General features: G+C 70.3%; 11 protein-coding genes and 1 pseudogene. 5 read left to right on the top strand and 7 right to left on the bottom strand.

Annotated elements, in window-relative coordinates:
* Nucleotides 1-819, top strand: an 819-nt coding sequence (locus V7004_RS06590) for a hypothetical protein (protein ID WP_334142889.1), incomplete at its 5' end; no start/stop codon positions are given.
* A 47-nt stretch (nucleotides 820-866) separates the two neighbouring features.
* Here V7004_RS06590 and V7004_RS06585 read toward each other — a convergent pair.
* From V7004_RS06585 to V7004_RS06570, 4 genes are all read right to left on the bottom strand, one after another.
* Nucleotides 867-1,064 (bottom strand): Flp family type IVb pilin, encoded by a 198-nt coding sequence (locus V7004_RS06585; protein ID WP_334142887.1) that lies wholly within the window; start codon nucleotides 1,062-1,064, stop codon nucleotides 867-869.
* A gap of 86 nt (nucleotides 1,065-1,150) precedes the next feature.
* A complete protein-coding gene (locus V7004_RS06580) occupies nucleotides 1,151-1,342 on the bottom strand; it encodes a Flp family type IVb pilin (RefSeq protein ID WP_208027910.1) in 192 nt (63 codons plus the stop codon).
* A 199-nt stretch (nucleotides 1,343-1,541) separates the two neighbouring features.
* On the bottom strand, nucleotides 1,542-2,171 hold the full coding sequence (locus V7004_RS06575; RefSeq protein ID WP_334142884.1) for a response regulator transcription factor: 630 nt from the start codon (nucleotides 2,169-2,171) through the stop codon (nucleotides 1,542-1,544).
* Between the two features lie 142 nt (nucleotides 2,172-2,313).
* On the bottom strand, nucleotides 2,314-4,212 hold the full coding sequence (locus V7004_RS06570; protein ID WP_334142883.1) for a GAF domain-containing sensor histidine kinase: 1,899 nt from the start codon (nucleotides 4,210-4,212) through the stop codon (nucleotides 2,314-2,316).
* 76 nt (nucleotides 4,213-4,288) lie between these two features.
* On the opposite strand from V7004_RS06570, the gene coaE reads away from it, so the two are divergent.
* Nucleotides 4,289-4,912 carry a dephospho-CoA kinase gene (gene coaE / locus V7004_RS06565; RefSeq protein ID WP_334142882.1) on the top strand — a complete coding sequence of 208 codons (624 nt, stop codon included), beginning with the start codon at nucleotides 4,289-4,291 and terminating at the stop codon, nucleotides 4,910-4,912.
* Here the strand turns inward: coaE and V7004_RS06560 are convergent.
* From V7004_RS06560 to V7004_RS06550, 3 genes are read right to left on the bottom strand one after another with little or no spacing between them, the layout of a single operon-like run.
* Entirely contained in the window at nucleotides 4,904-6,283 is a 1,380-nt protein-coding gene (locus tag V7004_RS06560) for an FAD-binding oxidoreductase (RefSeq protein WP_334142881.1), read from the bottom strand. The two genes, coaE and V7004_RS06560, sit on opposite strands and share 9 nt — an antisense overlap.
* Nucleotides 6,264-7,157 carry a decaprenyl-phosphate phosphoribosyltransferase gene (locus tag V7004_RS06555; RefSeq protein ID WP_334142880.1) on the bottom strand — a complete coding sequence of 298 codons (894 nt, stop codon included), beginning with the start codon at nucleotides 7,155-7,157 and terminating at the stop codon, nucleotides 6,264-6,266. The genes V7004_RS06560 and V7004_RS06555 overlap by 20 nt, the downstream gene beginning before the upstream one ends.
* Nucleotides 7,154-7,915: a decaprenylphospho-beta-D-erythro-pentofuranosid-2-ulose 2-reductase gene (locus V7004_RS06550; protein ID WP_334142878.1), complete on the bottom strand. Its 762-nt coding sequence runs from the start codon at nucleotides 7,913-7,915 to the stop codon at nucleotides 7,154-7,156. Before V7004_RS06550 ends, V7004_RS06555 begins: the two co-directional genes overlap by 4 nt.
* Nucleotides 7,916-8,043: 128 nt before the next feature.
* Between V7004_RS06550 and uvrB the strand changes: the two genes are divergently transcribed.
* The 3 genes and pseudogenes from uvrB to V7004_RS06535 form a co-directional block, all read left to right on the top strand.
* Entirely contained in the window at nucleotides 8,044-10,059 is a 2,016-nt protein-coding gene (gene uvrB, locus V7004_RS06545) for an excinuclease ABC subunit UvrB (protein WP_334142877.1), read from the top strand.
* A 6-nt stretch (nucleotides 10,060-10,065) separates the two neighbouring features.
* Nucleotides 10,066-11,808 carry a hypothetical protein gene (locus V7004_RS06540; protein WP_334142876.1) on the top strand — a complete coding sequence of 581 codons (1,743 nt, stop codon included), beginning with the start codon at nucleotides 10,066-10,068 and terminating at the stop codon, nucleotides 11,806-11,808.
* Nucleotides 11,809-11,943: 135 nt separating this feature from the next.
* Nucleotides 11,944-15,800, top strand: a pseudogene (locus V7004_RS06535) (hypothetical protein); the annotation flags it as partial.

The following is a 15,800-nucleotide window of genomic DNA, read 5'->3' as shown; positions in this document are numbered from 1 at the left end:
GCGCTGGGGGGGTGTGTGCTCGGCATCGTCGGCCCGTTGGGGGTGGGGGCGCTTCGCTTTCCCTTCGACGCGCTGGCGCACCGGGAGTCACTCCGCCACATCGTGGAGTGGAAGCCACCTTCCCTGGATCGCTGGTGGGTGGTGGTGTTCTGCGTGCAGGTCCTGGTGGCGTTGGTGGCGCTGCGGCGCCGCCCGTCGGTCCGGGATGGCGGGGTGCTGGTGGTGTTCACCCTGCTGGCGGCGCTGGCGCTGCGCAACGTGGCAGTGGCCAGCATCGCCCTCGTGCCCGGCATGGCCCGAGGGCTCGAGGGTCTCGCCCGGGGGAGTGGCGCCAGGCGCTCGCCGGCGGGGGCGATCGCCGCCACCGTCCTGGTCGTCGTGACCATCGGATCGAGCATCGACCAGCTCGCCCAGCCGGACTTCGCGCTGGACTCCGATCCCGTGGTCGCCGTGGCCTGGATGGACCAGCACGGGCTGGTCGGGGCGGATGGCGCCAACGTAGCGACACGGGACGCCACGGGGAACTTCCTCGAGCTTCTCTACGGCGACGACGCGCGGGTGTTCGTGGACGATCGGGCTGACATGTACCCGAACCAGGTGTTCCGCGACGCGGTTGCCTTGCTGAAGGGTGACCCTTCCTGGGAAGGGCTCCTGGCGAGCTACGGCGTGGAAGCCGTGCTGTGGCCGAGGTCGGAGGCGCTCGCCGAGCTCATGGCGTCTTCACCTCACTGGCGGGTGGTGTTCCAGGACCCGGTCTGGGTGGTGGCCTGCGAGCGGGCGACGGCCCGCTGCGATGCCGCAGCGACGCGCAACGGGTGATGACGCGATCGTGGGGGCGCCGGAGCGCCCCCACGCACAGGTCTCGTTCAGCGGCCTGCGACGCTGATCTCTGAGGCCGAGTAGACGAACTTCTTGTCGACCTCCTTGCGGAACGCACTCACCGCAACGAGGCAGATGACGCAGATGAGGGAGACGAGGAGCAGATACTCGACGAGGTTCGCGCCCTCGTCCCCTCGCATGCGGTCCCCTGCAAGCCCGTCCCGGCCGCGATCGACGTACCCCATCGCGGTACCTCCTTGCCAGGGGCCCTGGACACCAAGAGGGGCGGGCTCCGGCCCGCCCCTCTGTGGTTACAGAGCAACGGGCGGGATCAGGTACCCGAGATCTCCGCGCCGATCGAGTCGAACTTGTCCGAGGCGCTCTGGCCGAGGAACCGGATGGCCACGATGCACACCACGGCGATCAGGGCCACGAGGAGCGCGTACTCGACGAGCGAGGCACCACGGTCGGTCTTGCAGCGGGCCTGGAGCCAGGCGCTGACGAATTCGTAGGACGTGAGCATTGTTGTGGTCTCCCTTGTCTGGTGCTGACGGATGGCCCCCGTTGTGACGGGTGCCTCTTACCTGTCGCCGGTAATCATCGTCACTCCACCCCGTCGCCCGTATAGGTCGTTCGACCTATTTTGCGACGGGGCGTGGTGTCGGGGTCCTCGTGAGCGCGACAAGGCCGGTGGTTTGGCCGGTGCGGGCCACGCGGCGTGGTCAATCCAGGTGGACGATGCCCATCCGCACCGCCTGCAGCACGGCTTGGGTGCGGTCCCGGGCATCGAGCTTCTGGTAGATGGAGGCCAGGTGGTTCTTGACCGTCTTCTGGCTGATGAACAGGCGCTCGGCGACCTCAGGAGTCGAGCAGCCGTCCGCGATGAGCTGGAGGACTTCTTCCTCGCGGCGGGTGATGACCCGCTCGTCCTCGTTCGTCGGCTGGTCCATGCGACGCACCTCGTCGAGCATGGACGCCGCGAGCTGCGGTGAGAGGGCCGTCTCGCCGCTGGCGGCCATCCGCACTGCCGAGGCGATCTCCTCCGTCGAGCAGTCCTTGACCAGGTAGCCGCTGGCACCGGCCCGGATGGCCGAGGCCAGGACCTCCTGGTCGGCGTGCATGGTGAGCATCACCACCCGGGTGTCCGGCAGGGCTTCCTTGATCTGGCGGGTGGCTTCGACCCCGTCCATCTCGGGCATGGTCACGTCCATGAGGATCACGTCCGGCTTCAGCTCCTCGGCCAGCCGGACCGCCTCGTCGCCGTCACGCGCCTCACCCACCACGTCGAAGCCCTGGTCGACCATCGAGCGGCGGAGGCCCTCCCGGAGCATCCGATGGTCGTCAGCCAACATGAGCCGGATGTTCACCGCGCCCCCTCTCCATCTCCTCCGGCGTGCAACACGTCGCCCGGGGGCACACTAGTCCGGTGAGGGGCGTTCACTCGCTCAGTGATCGGCCCGCCGCGGTGGCGAGTTGAGCCCTTCACTCTCCGCATCAGCCGCTGACACCCACCGCGCGAGCGCTCTCGCCGGCGGGTGCGGAGCGGATCAGGCTGCAGCGCACCCGGGTGCCCTTCCCGAGCTGGCTGGTGATCTCGAGGGTGGCGCCGATCGACGAGGCCCGCTCCCGCATGCCGAGGATGCCGTAGGAGTCGAGGCGACCGGCCCGGCCGATGGGGAACCCCTGCCCGTTGTCGGTCACCTCGAGGGCGGCCGACTCGCCGTTGCAGCGCCACAGGATGCGCACCGCGGTGGCCTGGGCATGACGTTCGACGTTGGCCAGCGCCTCCTGGGCGATCCGCCACATCTCCCGCTCCTGCAGGAGGGGAAGGCGAGCGGTGCGGTCGCAGTAGAGGTCGATGGTGAGCCCGCTGCGCTCCCGGACCCGGGCGACGTAGGCCTCGAGGGTGGCGGCCAGGTCCTGGCTGTCGGTGACGTCGGTGCGCAGGTCGTAGAGCGTGTCCCGTACCTCCCGGATGACGCCTCGGACGTCGTCCCGGAGCTGTTCGAGCGCACCGTCGAGCGCCTCACCGCTGTCGTACCTGGTCACGATCCGGTCAAGCTCGAAGGCGAGGTACGCCAGCGACTGCCCGATCCGATCGTGGAGGTCTCGAGCGATCCGTGAGCGCTCCTCGTCCGCGCCCACCGTGCGCAGGCGGGCGAACCAGCGGGCGTTGTCGATGGCCAGGGCGACGGGCTCCACGAAGCCCTGGAGCAGCTCGGCGTCGCGGGCGGTGAAGTGCCGCTCCTCGGAGTCCTCGATGGCGATGAGCCCGATGGTGGACCCTCGGGCCGAGAGCACCGCGTACAGCCCGGAGCTGGCCTTGGGCGTCAGGCCGGCGCATCCGGCCTCCGGCAGGCTGGGCACGTTGATGACGGTCTCGTCGAGGATGGCCCGGCGCAGCGGCGGGGGCAGGTCCTGGTCGAGCACCCGGGAGGCCATGCGGCCCACACCCTCCCGCCGCAGGACCTGCCAGTTCCCGTCGGTGTCGTCGAAGGCCAGAATGACGGCGGTGTCGAAGTCGAACAGGCCCTTGAGTCGCCCGATGGTGGTGTCGAGGACGTCGTCGAGATCGAGCGACGCCGGGAGGGTCTGCGTCACCCGATGGAGCGAGAACAGCAGCGCGTTGGCGTCGGCGAGGCGGCCGAGGCGGTCCAGGGCCAGGGAGTGCTGTCGGTCGGCCTCGCCCGAGATACGCCGGGCGTAGCCCGCGATCAGCGCCACCATGAGCAGCACCAGCGTCCACTGTCCGGAGTCCACGATGCGTGCCTCGCTCGGGTCCTCCATGAGGTAGGGGAGCGAGACCGCCAGCGCGGACACGATGCCGATGCGCAGGCCGAAGCCGAACCCCCGGGCGAACCCGGCGACGCTGATCGCGGTCACGAGGGTGAGGATGAACGGGCTCTCCCAGTAGCCGGTGCTGAGCAGGGCGGCGACGTGGAGCGCGACCTCCCCGATCACGAACAGCAGGCTGCGGACATCGCCGTAGTACCGGATGGGCCTGGCGGTCCGGAGCACCGTATAGGTGACGATGACCACGGACCACGCCACCAGGAGCCACCGTGGGTGGGCGATGTCCTGGGTGGCGAGCGCGATCGAGGCCACGGTCGTGCCCCAGCGGATGGCGAGGATGGCGGGGCCGAAGGTGGCCACTCGGTCCACCGGTTCGAGGATCCCGATCCCGTCGTCGTGGGCCGATCCGTCGGTCGTCTCCGCCAGCTCCACCAGCCGGTCGCGCCAGTTCTTCCCGTCGCCCCGGGGGCCCGCGCCCGGCTCGGATCCTCGGGTCCGTAGACGAGCGAGGTCGGCGGCCCGGGGGGTCAGTGCCTCGCCGTTCGGGTCGCCGGAGGGGCGCACGGTTGCGGTCGTGGCAGCGGTCGCGTCGTCGTCCACAGGAACCAATCGGTCGATCGTCCGGGGTTGTGACCCCTCATCCCGCCCGAGCCGCCCGATGGTAGCGTCCCCGGCCGTGCTGCTCGTGGGGTTGACCGGGGGCATCGGTTCGGGCAAGTCGACCGTGTCCAGCTCTCTCGCGGCCCGGGGTGCGGTCGTGATCGATGCCGACGCCATCACCCGCGAGCTCCAGGAACCGGGCCAGCCCGTGCTGGCGGCGATGGTCGAGCGGTTCGGCGAGGGGATCCTGCAGCCGGACGGTCGCCTCGATCGCCAGGCGGTGGCCGACCTGGTGTTCAACGACCCCGACGCGCTGGCCGACCTCAACGCCATCGTCCACCCCGCGGTGGGCGCCGAGATCGCCCGGCGCCTTGACGCCGAACAGGGCACCGACCACATCGTGATCCTCGATGTCCCCCTCCTGGTCGAGTCCGGCAGGGATGATCTGGCGGCGATGATCGTGGTGGACACCGATCCAGAGATCGCGGTCCGGCGCCTGGTCGAGCAACGGGGCTTCAGTGAGGCCGACGCCCGGGCCCGGATCAGCCGCCAGGCGTCGCGCCAGGAGCGCCTGGCGAGAGCCGACTTCGTGATCGAGAACAACGGGTCCCGGGCCGAGCTGGCCGCTCACATCGAGGAGTGCTGGGCCTGGCTGCTGGCGGGGGCGCCGCGCGCCGCGGGCGCCCCGCGGTCAGAGTGACAGCCGGCGGGCGAGGTCGCTCCGCAGCGATCGGGTCGGGTCGACCCGATCGCGCACCGCTCGCCAGTCTTCGAGCCTGGGGTACATGACGGGCAGCAGCTCCGGCCGCAGGCGGCTGTCCTTCGCCAGGTAGACCCGACCACCTGCCGCGGCCACCTGCTCATCGAGTTGGTCGAGCAGGCGCGCCAGGTCGGGAGTCCCGACGGGGATGTCGAGGGCGAGCGTCCAGCCGGCCAGAGGGAACGACAGTGGGCCGGGGTTCGCCTCGCCGAAGCGCTTGAGCACGGCGAGGAACGACGTGCATCCCGCCGCGCTGAGGCGGGTCACGATCGTGCGCAGTGTCTGCTCCTGCCCGAAAGGCACGACGAACTGCCACTGGAGGAAGCCACGCTCGCCGTAGAGCCGGTTCCAACGGTCGATGGCGTCCAGCGGGTGGAAGAACTGGGTGATCGTCTGGAGCTCCCCTTCGCGGTAGGCGGGTGCACGGCGGTACCAGGCTTCGTTGAAGGCCCGGACTGTGACCCGGTTGAGCAGGCCGGAAGGCGCCCACGGAGGTGCGGCGCCGAGCGTGCGCGGCTCGAACGCCAGTGGATCGTGCCGCTCGGTCGGCGGCAGCTCGTCGACGGTGGCGAACCGGCCTCGGGTGAGCACGGAGCGGCCGAGGGACCGGCCGGAGGCGAGCAGGTCGATCCAGGCTACCGAGTACTCGTAGCGGGCGTCTCCGCTCTCCATTCGGGCCATCAGCGTGTCGAGGTCCGGCGTGCGCTCGGTGTCGACCAGCAGGCGGCTGGTCTCGATGCGAGGGCACTCGAAGCTGGCCTCGAGCACCACCCCCGTCAGGCCCATGCCGCCCGCCGTCGCCCAGAACAGCTCGGGATCGCTCGTGGGGGTGATCTCGACCTGCTCGCCGGAGGGCAGCGCAAGCCTCATCGATCGGACGTGCTGGCACCAGGACCCCGCGACGTGGTGGTTCTTGCCGTGGATGTCCGCCGCGATCGCCCCGCCGACCGTAACGTGCCGGGTCCCCGGGGTCACCGGTACGAAGAAGCCGCGGGGGACCAGCACCCGCATGAGCGCGTCGAGGCTCGCCCCCGCCTCGGCGGTGACCACGCCCGACTCCCGGTCGAGGGTGAACGTCGCCACGCCCGTCATGTCGATCACCGTGCCGCCGGCGTTCTGGGCCGCGTCGCCGTAGCTGCGCCCGAGGCCCCGCGCGATCACCCCGCGCCGATCGCTCGGCAACGGGTGCAGCTCGTCGGGCCAGGCGGGCCGCAGCACCCGCGCCGCGCTCGGCGCGGTACGCCCCCAGCCGGACAGCTCCGAGTGGTGGGCCGGGAGCGCGGGCGCCCGGTCAGCCGGCGTAGACGGCATAGCCGTAGATGATGGCCCAGGCCGCGCCGGTGGCGAGCAGCATCCGATCCGACAGCACCAGGTGCTCCGGCTCGGCCCCGTGCCCCTGGTCGATGAGCATCGCGTAGCGCAGGATGCCCACCGCGAACGGGAGTGTCGAGAGCTGGTACCACAGCTCGGCGCCGGGCGAGGCCTCCGCCGAGCTGAAGGCCCACAGGCAGTACGCCACCAGCACCACCCCCGACGACACCGTCCGCAGGTACGCCAGGTATGAGGAGGAGTAGTGGCCGAGCGTGGCTCGCACGTCCGCGGCGTCGATACCCAGGTCACTGGCCTCCCCGGACCGCTTGCCCGAGACCATGAAGAGGGCGCCGAACGAAGTCACGATGAAGAACCACTCCGAGATCGGCACACCCGTCGCCGCGGCTCCCGCCACGGCCCGCAGGACGAAGCCGGACGCCACGGCGATCACGTCGAGCACCGGGATGTGCTTCAAGGACAGCGTGTAGGCGGTCGTGAGGACGAGGTAGGCGAGGATGGTCCAGCCGAGGTTCGGGGCGGCTTCGAACCCGACGAGCAGCGAGGCCGCGACGAGGGTGAGGCCCAGTACGTAGGCAAGCGGGATCGGCACGGCCCCGGCCGCGATGGGGCGGTGGCGCTTGGTGGGGTGGAGGCGGTCGGCTTCGATGTCGCGGGCGTCGTTGAGCACGTAGGTCCCGCTCGCGGCCAGGCAGAAGGCGGCGAACGCCGCCAGGGTCTCGAGACGGACGTCGGGGTCGTCGATGACGCCCGCGGCCACCGGGGCGGCGAGGACCAGCACGTTCTTGATCCACTGCTTCGGGCGGAGCGCCCGGAGCACCGCACCGGGCAGCGACGGGCGTGGTGGGGGGGTCAACGGGCCGAGACCACGCGCCACAGCCGCCGGGGCAGGTGACGCATCACGATGAACACCCAGCGCAGGAGGCCCGGGGCCCAGACGATCTCGTCGCCTCTGGCCAGGCCCCGCTCGATGGCCTTCGCCACCGCGTCGGGCGAGGTGGCGAAGGGCTGCGGGGGGAGGCCCTCGGTCATCCGGGTGTGCACGAAGCCGGGGCGCACCACCATGGTGCGGGCGCCCGTGCCGGTCAGCGCATCACCGAGACCCTGGGTGAAGGCGTCGAGCCCGGCTTTGGATGAGCCGTACACGAAGTTGGTCCGCCGAGCCCGCTCGGCCGCGACGGACGACAGCACGACCAGGGTGCCGTGACCCTGAGCCCGGAACCGCTCGGCGACGGCGAGGGAGGCCGTGACCGCGCCCACGTAGTTGACCGAGACGGCGGCCGCGGCCGCAGCCGGATCGCGGTCGAAGGTGGCCTGGTCACCGAGGACCCCGAAGGCCAGCAGGACGAGGTCGATGTCGCCGTGCCGGTCGAAGACGTCGCCGATGACCCGCTCGTGGGAGCTGGTGTCGAGCGCATCGAAGGCCACGACGTCCACGGACGCGCCGAGGCGCTCGAGCTGGGAGGTGGCGCCGGCGGCGGTGTCGGGGTCGCGCACGGCGAGCACGACCAGCCGGCAGCCTCGCTCGACGAGGCGGCGGGCGGTGGCCAGCGCGATCTCGGAGGTGCCGCCCAGCACCAGCATCGACTGCACCGCCCCGAGGGCGTCACGCATCGCGGCTCCTCCTCTCGGTGACAGCTCCGGGCTCGAACCCTACTGCGCCCGGGCTCCGGCTCCGGCGAGCGGGTGGTGCCTGGCCTGCTCCGAGCTCGAACGTCGGACCTCGTCGGTACGCTCGGTCCGTGCCTCCTCTGCGTGTGGTCTCCGAGCTCGAGCCCGCCGGCGATCAGCCGCGAGCCATCGAGGAGCTGGTCGAGAGCCTGGAGTCGGGGAACCGCTTCCAGACCCTGCTCGGCATCACCGGTTCGGGCAAGAGCGCCACGATCGCCTGGACGATCGAGCGGGTGCAGCGGCCGACCCTCGTGATCGCGCCCAACAAGTCCCTGGCGGCGCAGCTCGCCAACGAGTTCCGTGAGCTGTTCCCCGACAACCGGGTCGAGTACTTCGTCTCCTATTACGACTACTACCAGCCCGAGGCGTACCTGCCCTCGACCGACACCTACATCGAGAAGGACTCCTCGATCAACGACGAGATCGATCGCCTCCGCCACTCCACGACCTCGGCGCTGCTGACCCGCCGGGACGTGATCGTGGTGGCCTCGGTGTCATGCATCTACGGGCTGGGTGCCCCGGAGGAGTACCGGGACCAGCTCCTCATCGTCCGGACGGGCGAGCTCCACGACCAACGGTCGATTCTGGGCCGGCTGGTCGACATGCAGTACGAGCGCAACGACCTGAACCTGGTCCGGGGGAAGTTCCGGGTCCGGGGGGACACCATCGAGGTTCACCCCGCGTACGACGAGACGGCGGTTCGCATCGAGCTCTTCGGCGACGAGGTCGAACGCATCCTGGTGGTCGACCCGCTGACCGGCGAGAAGGTCAGCGAGCTCGACGAGCTGGTGGTGTTCCCCGCGACCCACTACGTCGCTGGTGAGGAGCGCATGCGAGCCGCCATCGCCCGCATCGAGGCGGAGCTGCAGGAGCGGCTGGCCTGGTTTGAGCAGCAGGGCAGGTTGCTGGAGGCCCAGCGCCTGCGCATGCGCACCCAGCACGACCTGGAGATGATGCAGGAGGTGGGCTACTGCAACGGCATCGAGAACTACTCGGCGCCGATCGACGGCCGCCGCCCGGGAGAACCGCCCTACACGCTGCTCGACTACTTCCCCGATGACTACCTGGTGGTGATCGACGAGAGCCACGTGACCGTCCCGCAGCTGCACGGCCAGTACGAAGGAGATCGAAGCCGTAAGGAGACCCTCATCGAGCACGGGTTCCGGCTGCCGTCGGCGGCCGACAACCGGCCCCTGCGCTTCGACGAGTTCCTCGAGCGGGTCGGGCAGGTGGTGTTCCTGTCAGCGACTCCCGGTGCGTTCGAGCAGCAGCACGCCACGCGGGTGGTGGAGCAGATCGTCCGGCCGACCGGCCTCGTCGACCCGGAGGTGATCGTCAAGCCCACGAAGGGCCAGATCGACGACCTGATCGAGCAGATCAACCAGCGGGTGGCGAAGGGCGACCGGGTCCTGGTCACCACGCTGACCAAGAAGATGGCCGAGGACCTCACCGACTACCTGTTGGAGCAGGGGCTGCGGGTGCGGTACCTCCATTCGAACATCGACACCATCGAACGGATCGAGATCCTCCGCGATCTGCGCCTGGGCGAGTTCGACGTGCTGGTGGGCATCAACCTGCTCCGGGAGGGCCTCGATCTGCCAGAGGTGTCGCTCGTCGCCATCCTCGACGCCGACAAGGAAGGGTTCCTCCGGAGCGAGACCTCGCTCATCCAGACCATCGGTCGGGCGGCCCGCAACGTCGACGGCCAGGTGATCATGTACGCGGACACGGTCACCGACTCGATGCAGCGGGCCATCTCGGAGACCAACCGCCGCCGCCAGCTGCAGATGGCCTACAACGCCGAGCACGGGATCGATCCCCAGACGATCCGCAAAGCCGTGACCGACATCCTCGCCCATCTCCGTCCGAGCGAGGCCTCGCCGGTGCCCGGTGCCGGTCGCCGCTCGACCCGCCGAGATGCTGCTCACCACGACCTCGTCGGGCTGCCGGCGGACGAGCTCTCCCGTCTCATCCGCACGCTCGAGGAGGAGATGCACGAGGCCGCCGCCGATCTGCGGTTCGAATACGCTGCCCGCCTGCGGGACGAGATCAGGGAGCTCAAGCGCGAGCTGCGCGAGGTGGGCTGACCATCGGTGACTGACGCCGAGGCCACGCAGGTCCGGGCGCTCGCCTTTGCGCGCCGGCTCTGGCACGCGCCGCTGCCGCTGCATCTGTGCATGCTCGCTGCCGCACTCGTCCTGTGTGCCTGGTACACGCGTCCGGGCTTCGGGTGGACCAGCGACGAGGGGGCCGCGATCCTCCAGGCCGATCTGCTGGATCAGGGCACCTGGATCTACGCCAACCCGGTCCCGGAGGTGGATCCCGAAGGGGTGTTGAGCCCGTTCCCGATCGGAGATCACGGATCGAAGGGACTGGCCCCCTACGGAAAGCACCCGCTCTACCCGAGGCTGCTGCAGCTCGCCGGTGCCATCGGCGGGGACTGGGGTCTCGTCGCGTTGTCGGTTGCCGGGACGGTGCTCGCGGCGGCTGCGGGGGGGCTGCTGGCTCAGCGCCTCTCCCCCTCGCTGGCCCGCCCGGCCCTCTGGGTGCTGGGGTTGGGGAGCCCGCTGTTCATCGATGCGTTCGCCGTGCTGGCCCACACCCTCGCCGCGGCCACCTTCGGTTGGAGTGTCCTCGCGATCTGGGAGTCGATGGAGCGGCGTTCCCTCGCTCGGGCCGGCCTGCTGGCTGCGGGATCGGCACTGGTGGTGGTCACCGCCCTGCTGCGCACGGAAGGGGTGCTGGCCGGAGGCGCGCTGGGCCTGGCGCTGGGGGCCCTCGCCGTGGCCTGGCGCTCCCGGTGGACGTTCGTGTGCGCCGCGGCCGTCCTGTCAGCGACCGGGGCAGCGTTCCTGGGCGAGCGGGTGGTCGTCCGCTCGATCCTGGGCACGCTGTCACCTCGTCCTGGGCTCCGGCTCTCGCATCGCCCCCGGCCATGGGTGTTGGGCCGGGTGGAAGCGCTGTGGAACGACTGGCTCGACCCTGGAGTCAGCGGGCGGTTCTCGCTCGGCGTGGCTGCAGTCCTGGTCGCGGTGGTGCTGCTGGTCGTGGGTGCGGCTCGGACGAGGATCGACCGGCGAGGTGCCCCGCTGGCGCTCGCACTCTCGGCTGCCCTGGCCTGCTACGGGGTTCGCCTGCTCTCGCCCCCTTTGGAGCTGTTCGGGCTGTTCGCCGCGTTCCCGATCCTGCTCGTCGGGGTCGCGCTCCTCGCCCGGGGGCAGTTCGCGACCCGGCTCCCGGTGCTGGCCGGGCTGACCACCGCGCTGTTCGCCGCTGCGGTCCTGGCCACCAACTACCCGGTGGGAGGCAGCATCCAGTGGGGCGGGCGCTACTTCGCGGTCATCCTCCCCGTCGTCACCCCACTCGCCCTGGACGCGATCCGTCGCGCCAGCTCGGGCTGGCACCCGGCGACGGCCCATCGGGTGGTGGCGTTGTCGGTGGCGGTGTCCCTGACGGTGGCGCTGATCGGGCTCCGGGTCATCCGCCACCGGCACGATTCGGTCGCGGCCACGCAGGTCGCGCTGAGCGAGCTGAGCTCCGTGGCCGGCGGAGCGGGGGTCGGGACCCACCCGGATCGCCCGATCGTGGTGTCCTACAACCGGCTGGTCCCGCAGTTGCTCTTCGGGGAGTTCGACCGCTACGTCTGGCTGGCGCCGGATGTCCGGGACCAGAGCGGGGCGCTCGCCGCCGAGGGGCTGGCGGGTGCCGGTGTCGAGCGGGTGATCCTGTTCGATGCCCCGGGGATCCCTCGGGGGCAGTGGGCGGAGTGGGAACCGGTGTCGTCGCGGAGCACCCCGCTCGGCCGGATCGTGGTGATCGAACGCATCTCCCGGTAGCCGGCACCGGCCTCAAAGCGCGGGTCGCGTCCGCGCCACCACGTGTAGTATCCGCGTTGCGGCTTGTCATAGTCGCATCTCCAAGCACATGCCGTGGGCGGCCGAGCGGTGGCCGATGGGGGAGTGGAGGTCGAGGTGGGACGTGCGTCCAAGAGACTCGTCATCGCCATCGCGGCGGCGATCCTGGCCGCGGGCCTGGGTATCGCACCCGCCGGGGCTGCACCGCCGGCCCCGACCCTGGTCGGCCCGGCGGACGGGTCCGTCCCCACGTCGAACCCGGTGCTGAGTTGGAACGCGGCGGTCGGCGCGGTCAAGTACCAGGTGCAGGTCTCGACCAACGCGACGTTCTCGAGCACCGTCTACAACCAGACGACGTTCAACCTCATGGCCACCCCGCCCAACGACCTCGCCCAGGTCCTCCACTACTGGCGGGTGCGGGCCTACGACGCGGCCAATGCCGCCGGACCGTGGAGCGACACCTGGACGTTCACCAAGACCGCTCCCAACGGCCCGGAACCGATCGCGCCGCTGAGCGGGGCCACCCTCACGTACCCCGACGATGCCCTGCTCTTCGAGTGGTCGCCACTGTCGGGGGCCAAGACCTACGAGATCCAGATCGACACGGAGGACCAGTTCACCGCCCCGATCACCGTGTCGGCGACCACCTCCAACACGTCCTACTCGGTGAGTAGCCCCCAGACGGTGGGGCAGACCTACTACTGGCGGGTGCGGGCGAAGTCGGCCACGGGCGTGCCCACGCTGTGGAGCACCCCCCAGAGCTACTCGATGGACTGGCCCGAGGTCCCCCAGGGGATCTACCCCCCCGACACCAACAGCCCCTCGATCGACGAGGTGGTGTTGGCCTGGACCCCGGTGAAGGGCGCCTCCGCGTACGACCTGCAGGTGAGCTCGAACATCAACTTCACCAACAACGTGGTGATCAACGCCACGAACGTCAAGTCGACGCAGTATTCGCCGTCGACGACCCTCAACAACGCCGCCTACTACTGGCGGGTGCGGGCCAAGAACGTCTCGGGTGTCGCGGGGCCGTGGTCCGCAACCAGGACGTTCACCCGATCGTGGCCCGCGCCCGAGCTCACCAGCCCACCGTCGGCTGATCCGCCGCCGGGCTGCCTGTCGACGAACGATTTCACGGTGGTGCAGCTGTGTCTTCCCGCCAACGAGTCAGTACTGGCGGATCGGCAGTTCTCGTGGACTCCCGTCAGGCTCGCCAGCCGGTACCAGCTGCAGATCAGTCCCTCCTCGACGTTCAGCGGGTCGATCGCGAGCTTCACGACCAACCAGACCAGCTACACCCTCACGACCCCGAGCATCGGGGCCTGCGCGGTGGGCCACACCTGCTACTGGCGGGTGCGGCCACTGGATGACCCGTTGCCCGTGAACGGCATCTGGTCGGCGACCGGTTCGTTCGTCTTCCAGCCCGACATGGTGCGGGGCCTCGAGCCCGCCGACACGATCACCACGCCGGTGGACCTCCCCGTGCTGCGGTGGACCGGTGAGCCGGGCGCCACCAGCTACACGGTGACCATCGAGCGCGGCAACGGGACGGTGGCCGAGACCGCCACGACGGCGAGCACCTCCTACGTCCCGCAGACGCTGATCCCCTCCGACGGGCCCTTCAAGTGGTACGTCCAGAGCAACATCGGGCCTGCGCCGCACGAGTCGTTGAAGCGCCGGTTCACGCTGAACGCGGCCCCACCGTCGGTGTTGACGTTCCAGCCGCTCCCGGCGGTGGCGAACCCGTCGCACACCCCGGTGCTGACGTGGCGGAAGATCACCGGGGCGACCCGCTACGAGATCTGGGCCAAGGCCCCGGGTGCGGGCTCGTTCAGCATCCTCACCGGCGCCGACAACCTCACCGCTCCGGGCTTCGCCTACCCGAGCCTCGGTCTCACCCAGGGCATCTGGGAGTGGTACGTGAAGGCCTACAACGGAGCCACGCTCATTCATGACGGGGTGGCGGCCAAGTCCACCTTCGGGGTGCTCGCGCCGAACGTCACCACGCTCGTGTCCCCCGTGCACTGCCCACCGGCCTGCAGCGGCAAGGTCTACGAGACCCCCACCCTGCGGTGGGATCCGGTTCCCGGCTACACCGGGCGCTACCAGGTGCAGTTCGCGCGCGACGTCAACTTCACGAACCTGATCTCGTCCGCGACCGTGAACACCTACGACGTGTCCCACACCCCGACCCTCTCCCTGGCCGACAGCCAGGCGGGGCAGGCCATCTACTGGTACGCCCGCCCGATCGACATCGACGCCCCCGAGCCCGGCTCGTTCGCCACCGATCCGAACTCGCCGGTGCGGGCCTTCCGGAAGGAGTCGCGGGGGGTCGAGCTGTTGGCGCCCCGGGAGCTCGCCAGCGTGGCACCTGCTCCCGGGCAGCAGCCGGGCACCGATCTCGGACCGGACGACCGGATCCAGAACGGGGTGATCTTCCGCTGGCGGGACTACCTGCTCACCAACCAGAGTCCCACCTCTCCCGCGGACAAGGCTTCCCAGGCCGCCGAGCGGTACCGCATCCAGATCTCCACCCGCGCCGACTTCGCCACCATCCTCGACTCGGCCACGGTGGACCAGACCAGCTACATCGCGCCGGACATGACCTACCCCGATGGTCCGCTCTACTGGCGGGTGCAGGCCATCGACGCCTCGGGCAACTACCTCACGTGGAGCCAACCGGGCGTCTTCGACCCCGCGACGCGCGAGAAGCGTTCTCCGGTGCCGACGCAGACCGCCCCTGCGAACGGGGCGGAGGTGTTCGGGGTGCCGGTGCTGCGCTGGGCGCCGCAGCTCTTCGCGCTCGGCTACGACGTCGAGATCTACAAGAACGTCGAGGATCCGAACCAGGTGCTGGTCACCGCCAACCGGGTGTTCTCGGGCAGCACCAACATGACGGCCATCGTGCCCACCGGCAACCTGCCCGAAGGGACCTACGGTTGGCGGATCCGCCGCTTCGACGCGGACAGCCGCAAGGGGCCGTGGAGCGCCCCGGAGACCAACGGCCAGCTCCGCACGTTCACCATTCGCAAGGAGGCACCGGCGCTCGTCGCGCCCGCCGACGGGGCGAACGTGCCGGGCAGTGCCCTGCTCCTCGAATGGGGGCCGGTCGCCAACGCCGCCCAGTACAAGGTCGAGATCGCCACGTCACCGTCGTTCTCCCCCGTGAAGGAGACCGTGACCACCTCCACCACCTCGTTCGCCCCCGTCCAGGAGTACCCGAATGGCGTCTACTTCTGGCGGGTGTCCAGCCTCGACAGCGGAGGAGCGGTGCTCGGGGTGTCCGACCCGCGGACCTTCGTGAAGGGTCCGCCGCCCCCTCCGGACGTGTGGTTCAACGCCATGTCACCGGTGCGCATCCTCGACTCTCGCCCGAGTGGACCGCAGGTCGGCCCGTACGGCAGCCCCTGGGGTGCGGGGACCACCCGTGACGTGACCGTGGCCGGTGTCGGTGGGGTTCCCGGAGACGCCGACGCGGTGGTGCTGAACGTGACGGTCACGGGCACCACCCAGAACTCGTTCCTGACGATCTGGCCGAAGGGGGCGGACCGCCCGACGGCGTCGAGCCTCAACTGGCAGGCGGGCTGGACGGTGCCCAATGCCGTGACGGTCAAGGTGGGCACCGGGGGCAAGGTCAGTGTGTTCAACAACCGGGGCAACGTGGACGTGATCTTCGACGTGGTGGGCTACTACCGCACCGCACCGGCGGCCGGGTTCACCTCGCTCACGCCGGTGCGCATCCAGGACTCGCGGCCCTCGGGGCCGCAGGTCGGGCCGTACGGCAGCCCGTGGGGTGCGGGCACCAGCCGGGACGTGGTGGTCGCCGGCGGATCGAGCCCGGTGCCGGCGGATGCCACCGCGGTGGTGCTGAACGCCACGGTCACCAACACCACCGCCAGCTCCTACCTCACGATCTGGCCGAAGGGGCAGCCCCGGCCTCTCGCATCGAGCCTGAACTGGCAGGCGGGTTGGAC

The organism is Rhabdothermincola sp. (assembly GCF_036846205.1).
Taxonomy (GTDB): domain Bacteria; phylum Actinomycetota; class Acidimicrobiia; order Acidimicrobiales; family Acidimicrobilacustridaceae; genus Rhabdothermincola.
The sequence above is the reverse complement of the archived record's forward strand: the minus strand, read 5'-3'. Positions and strand labels throughout refer to the sequence as shown.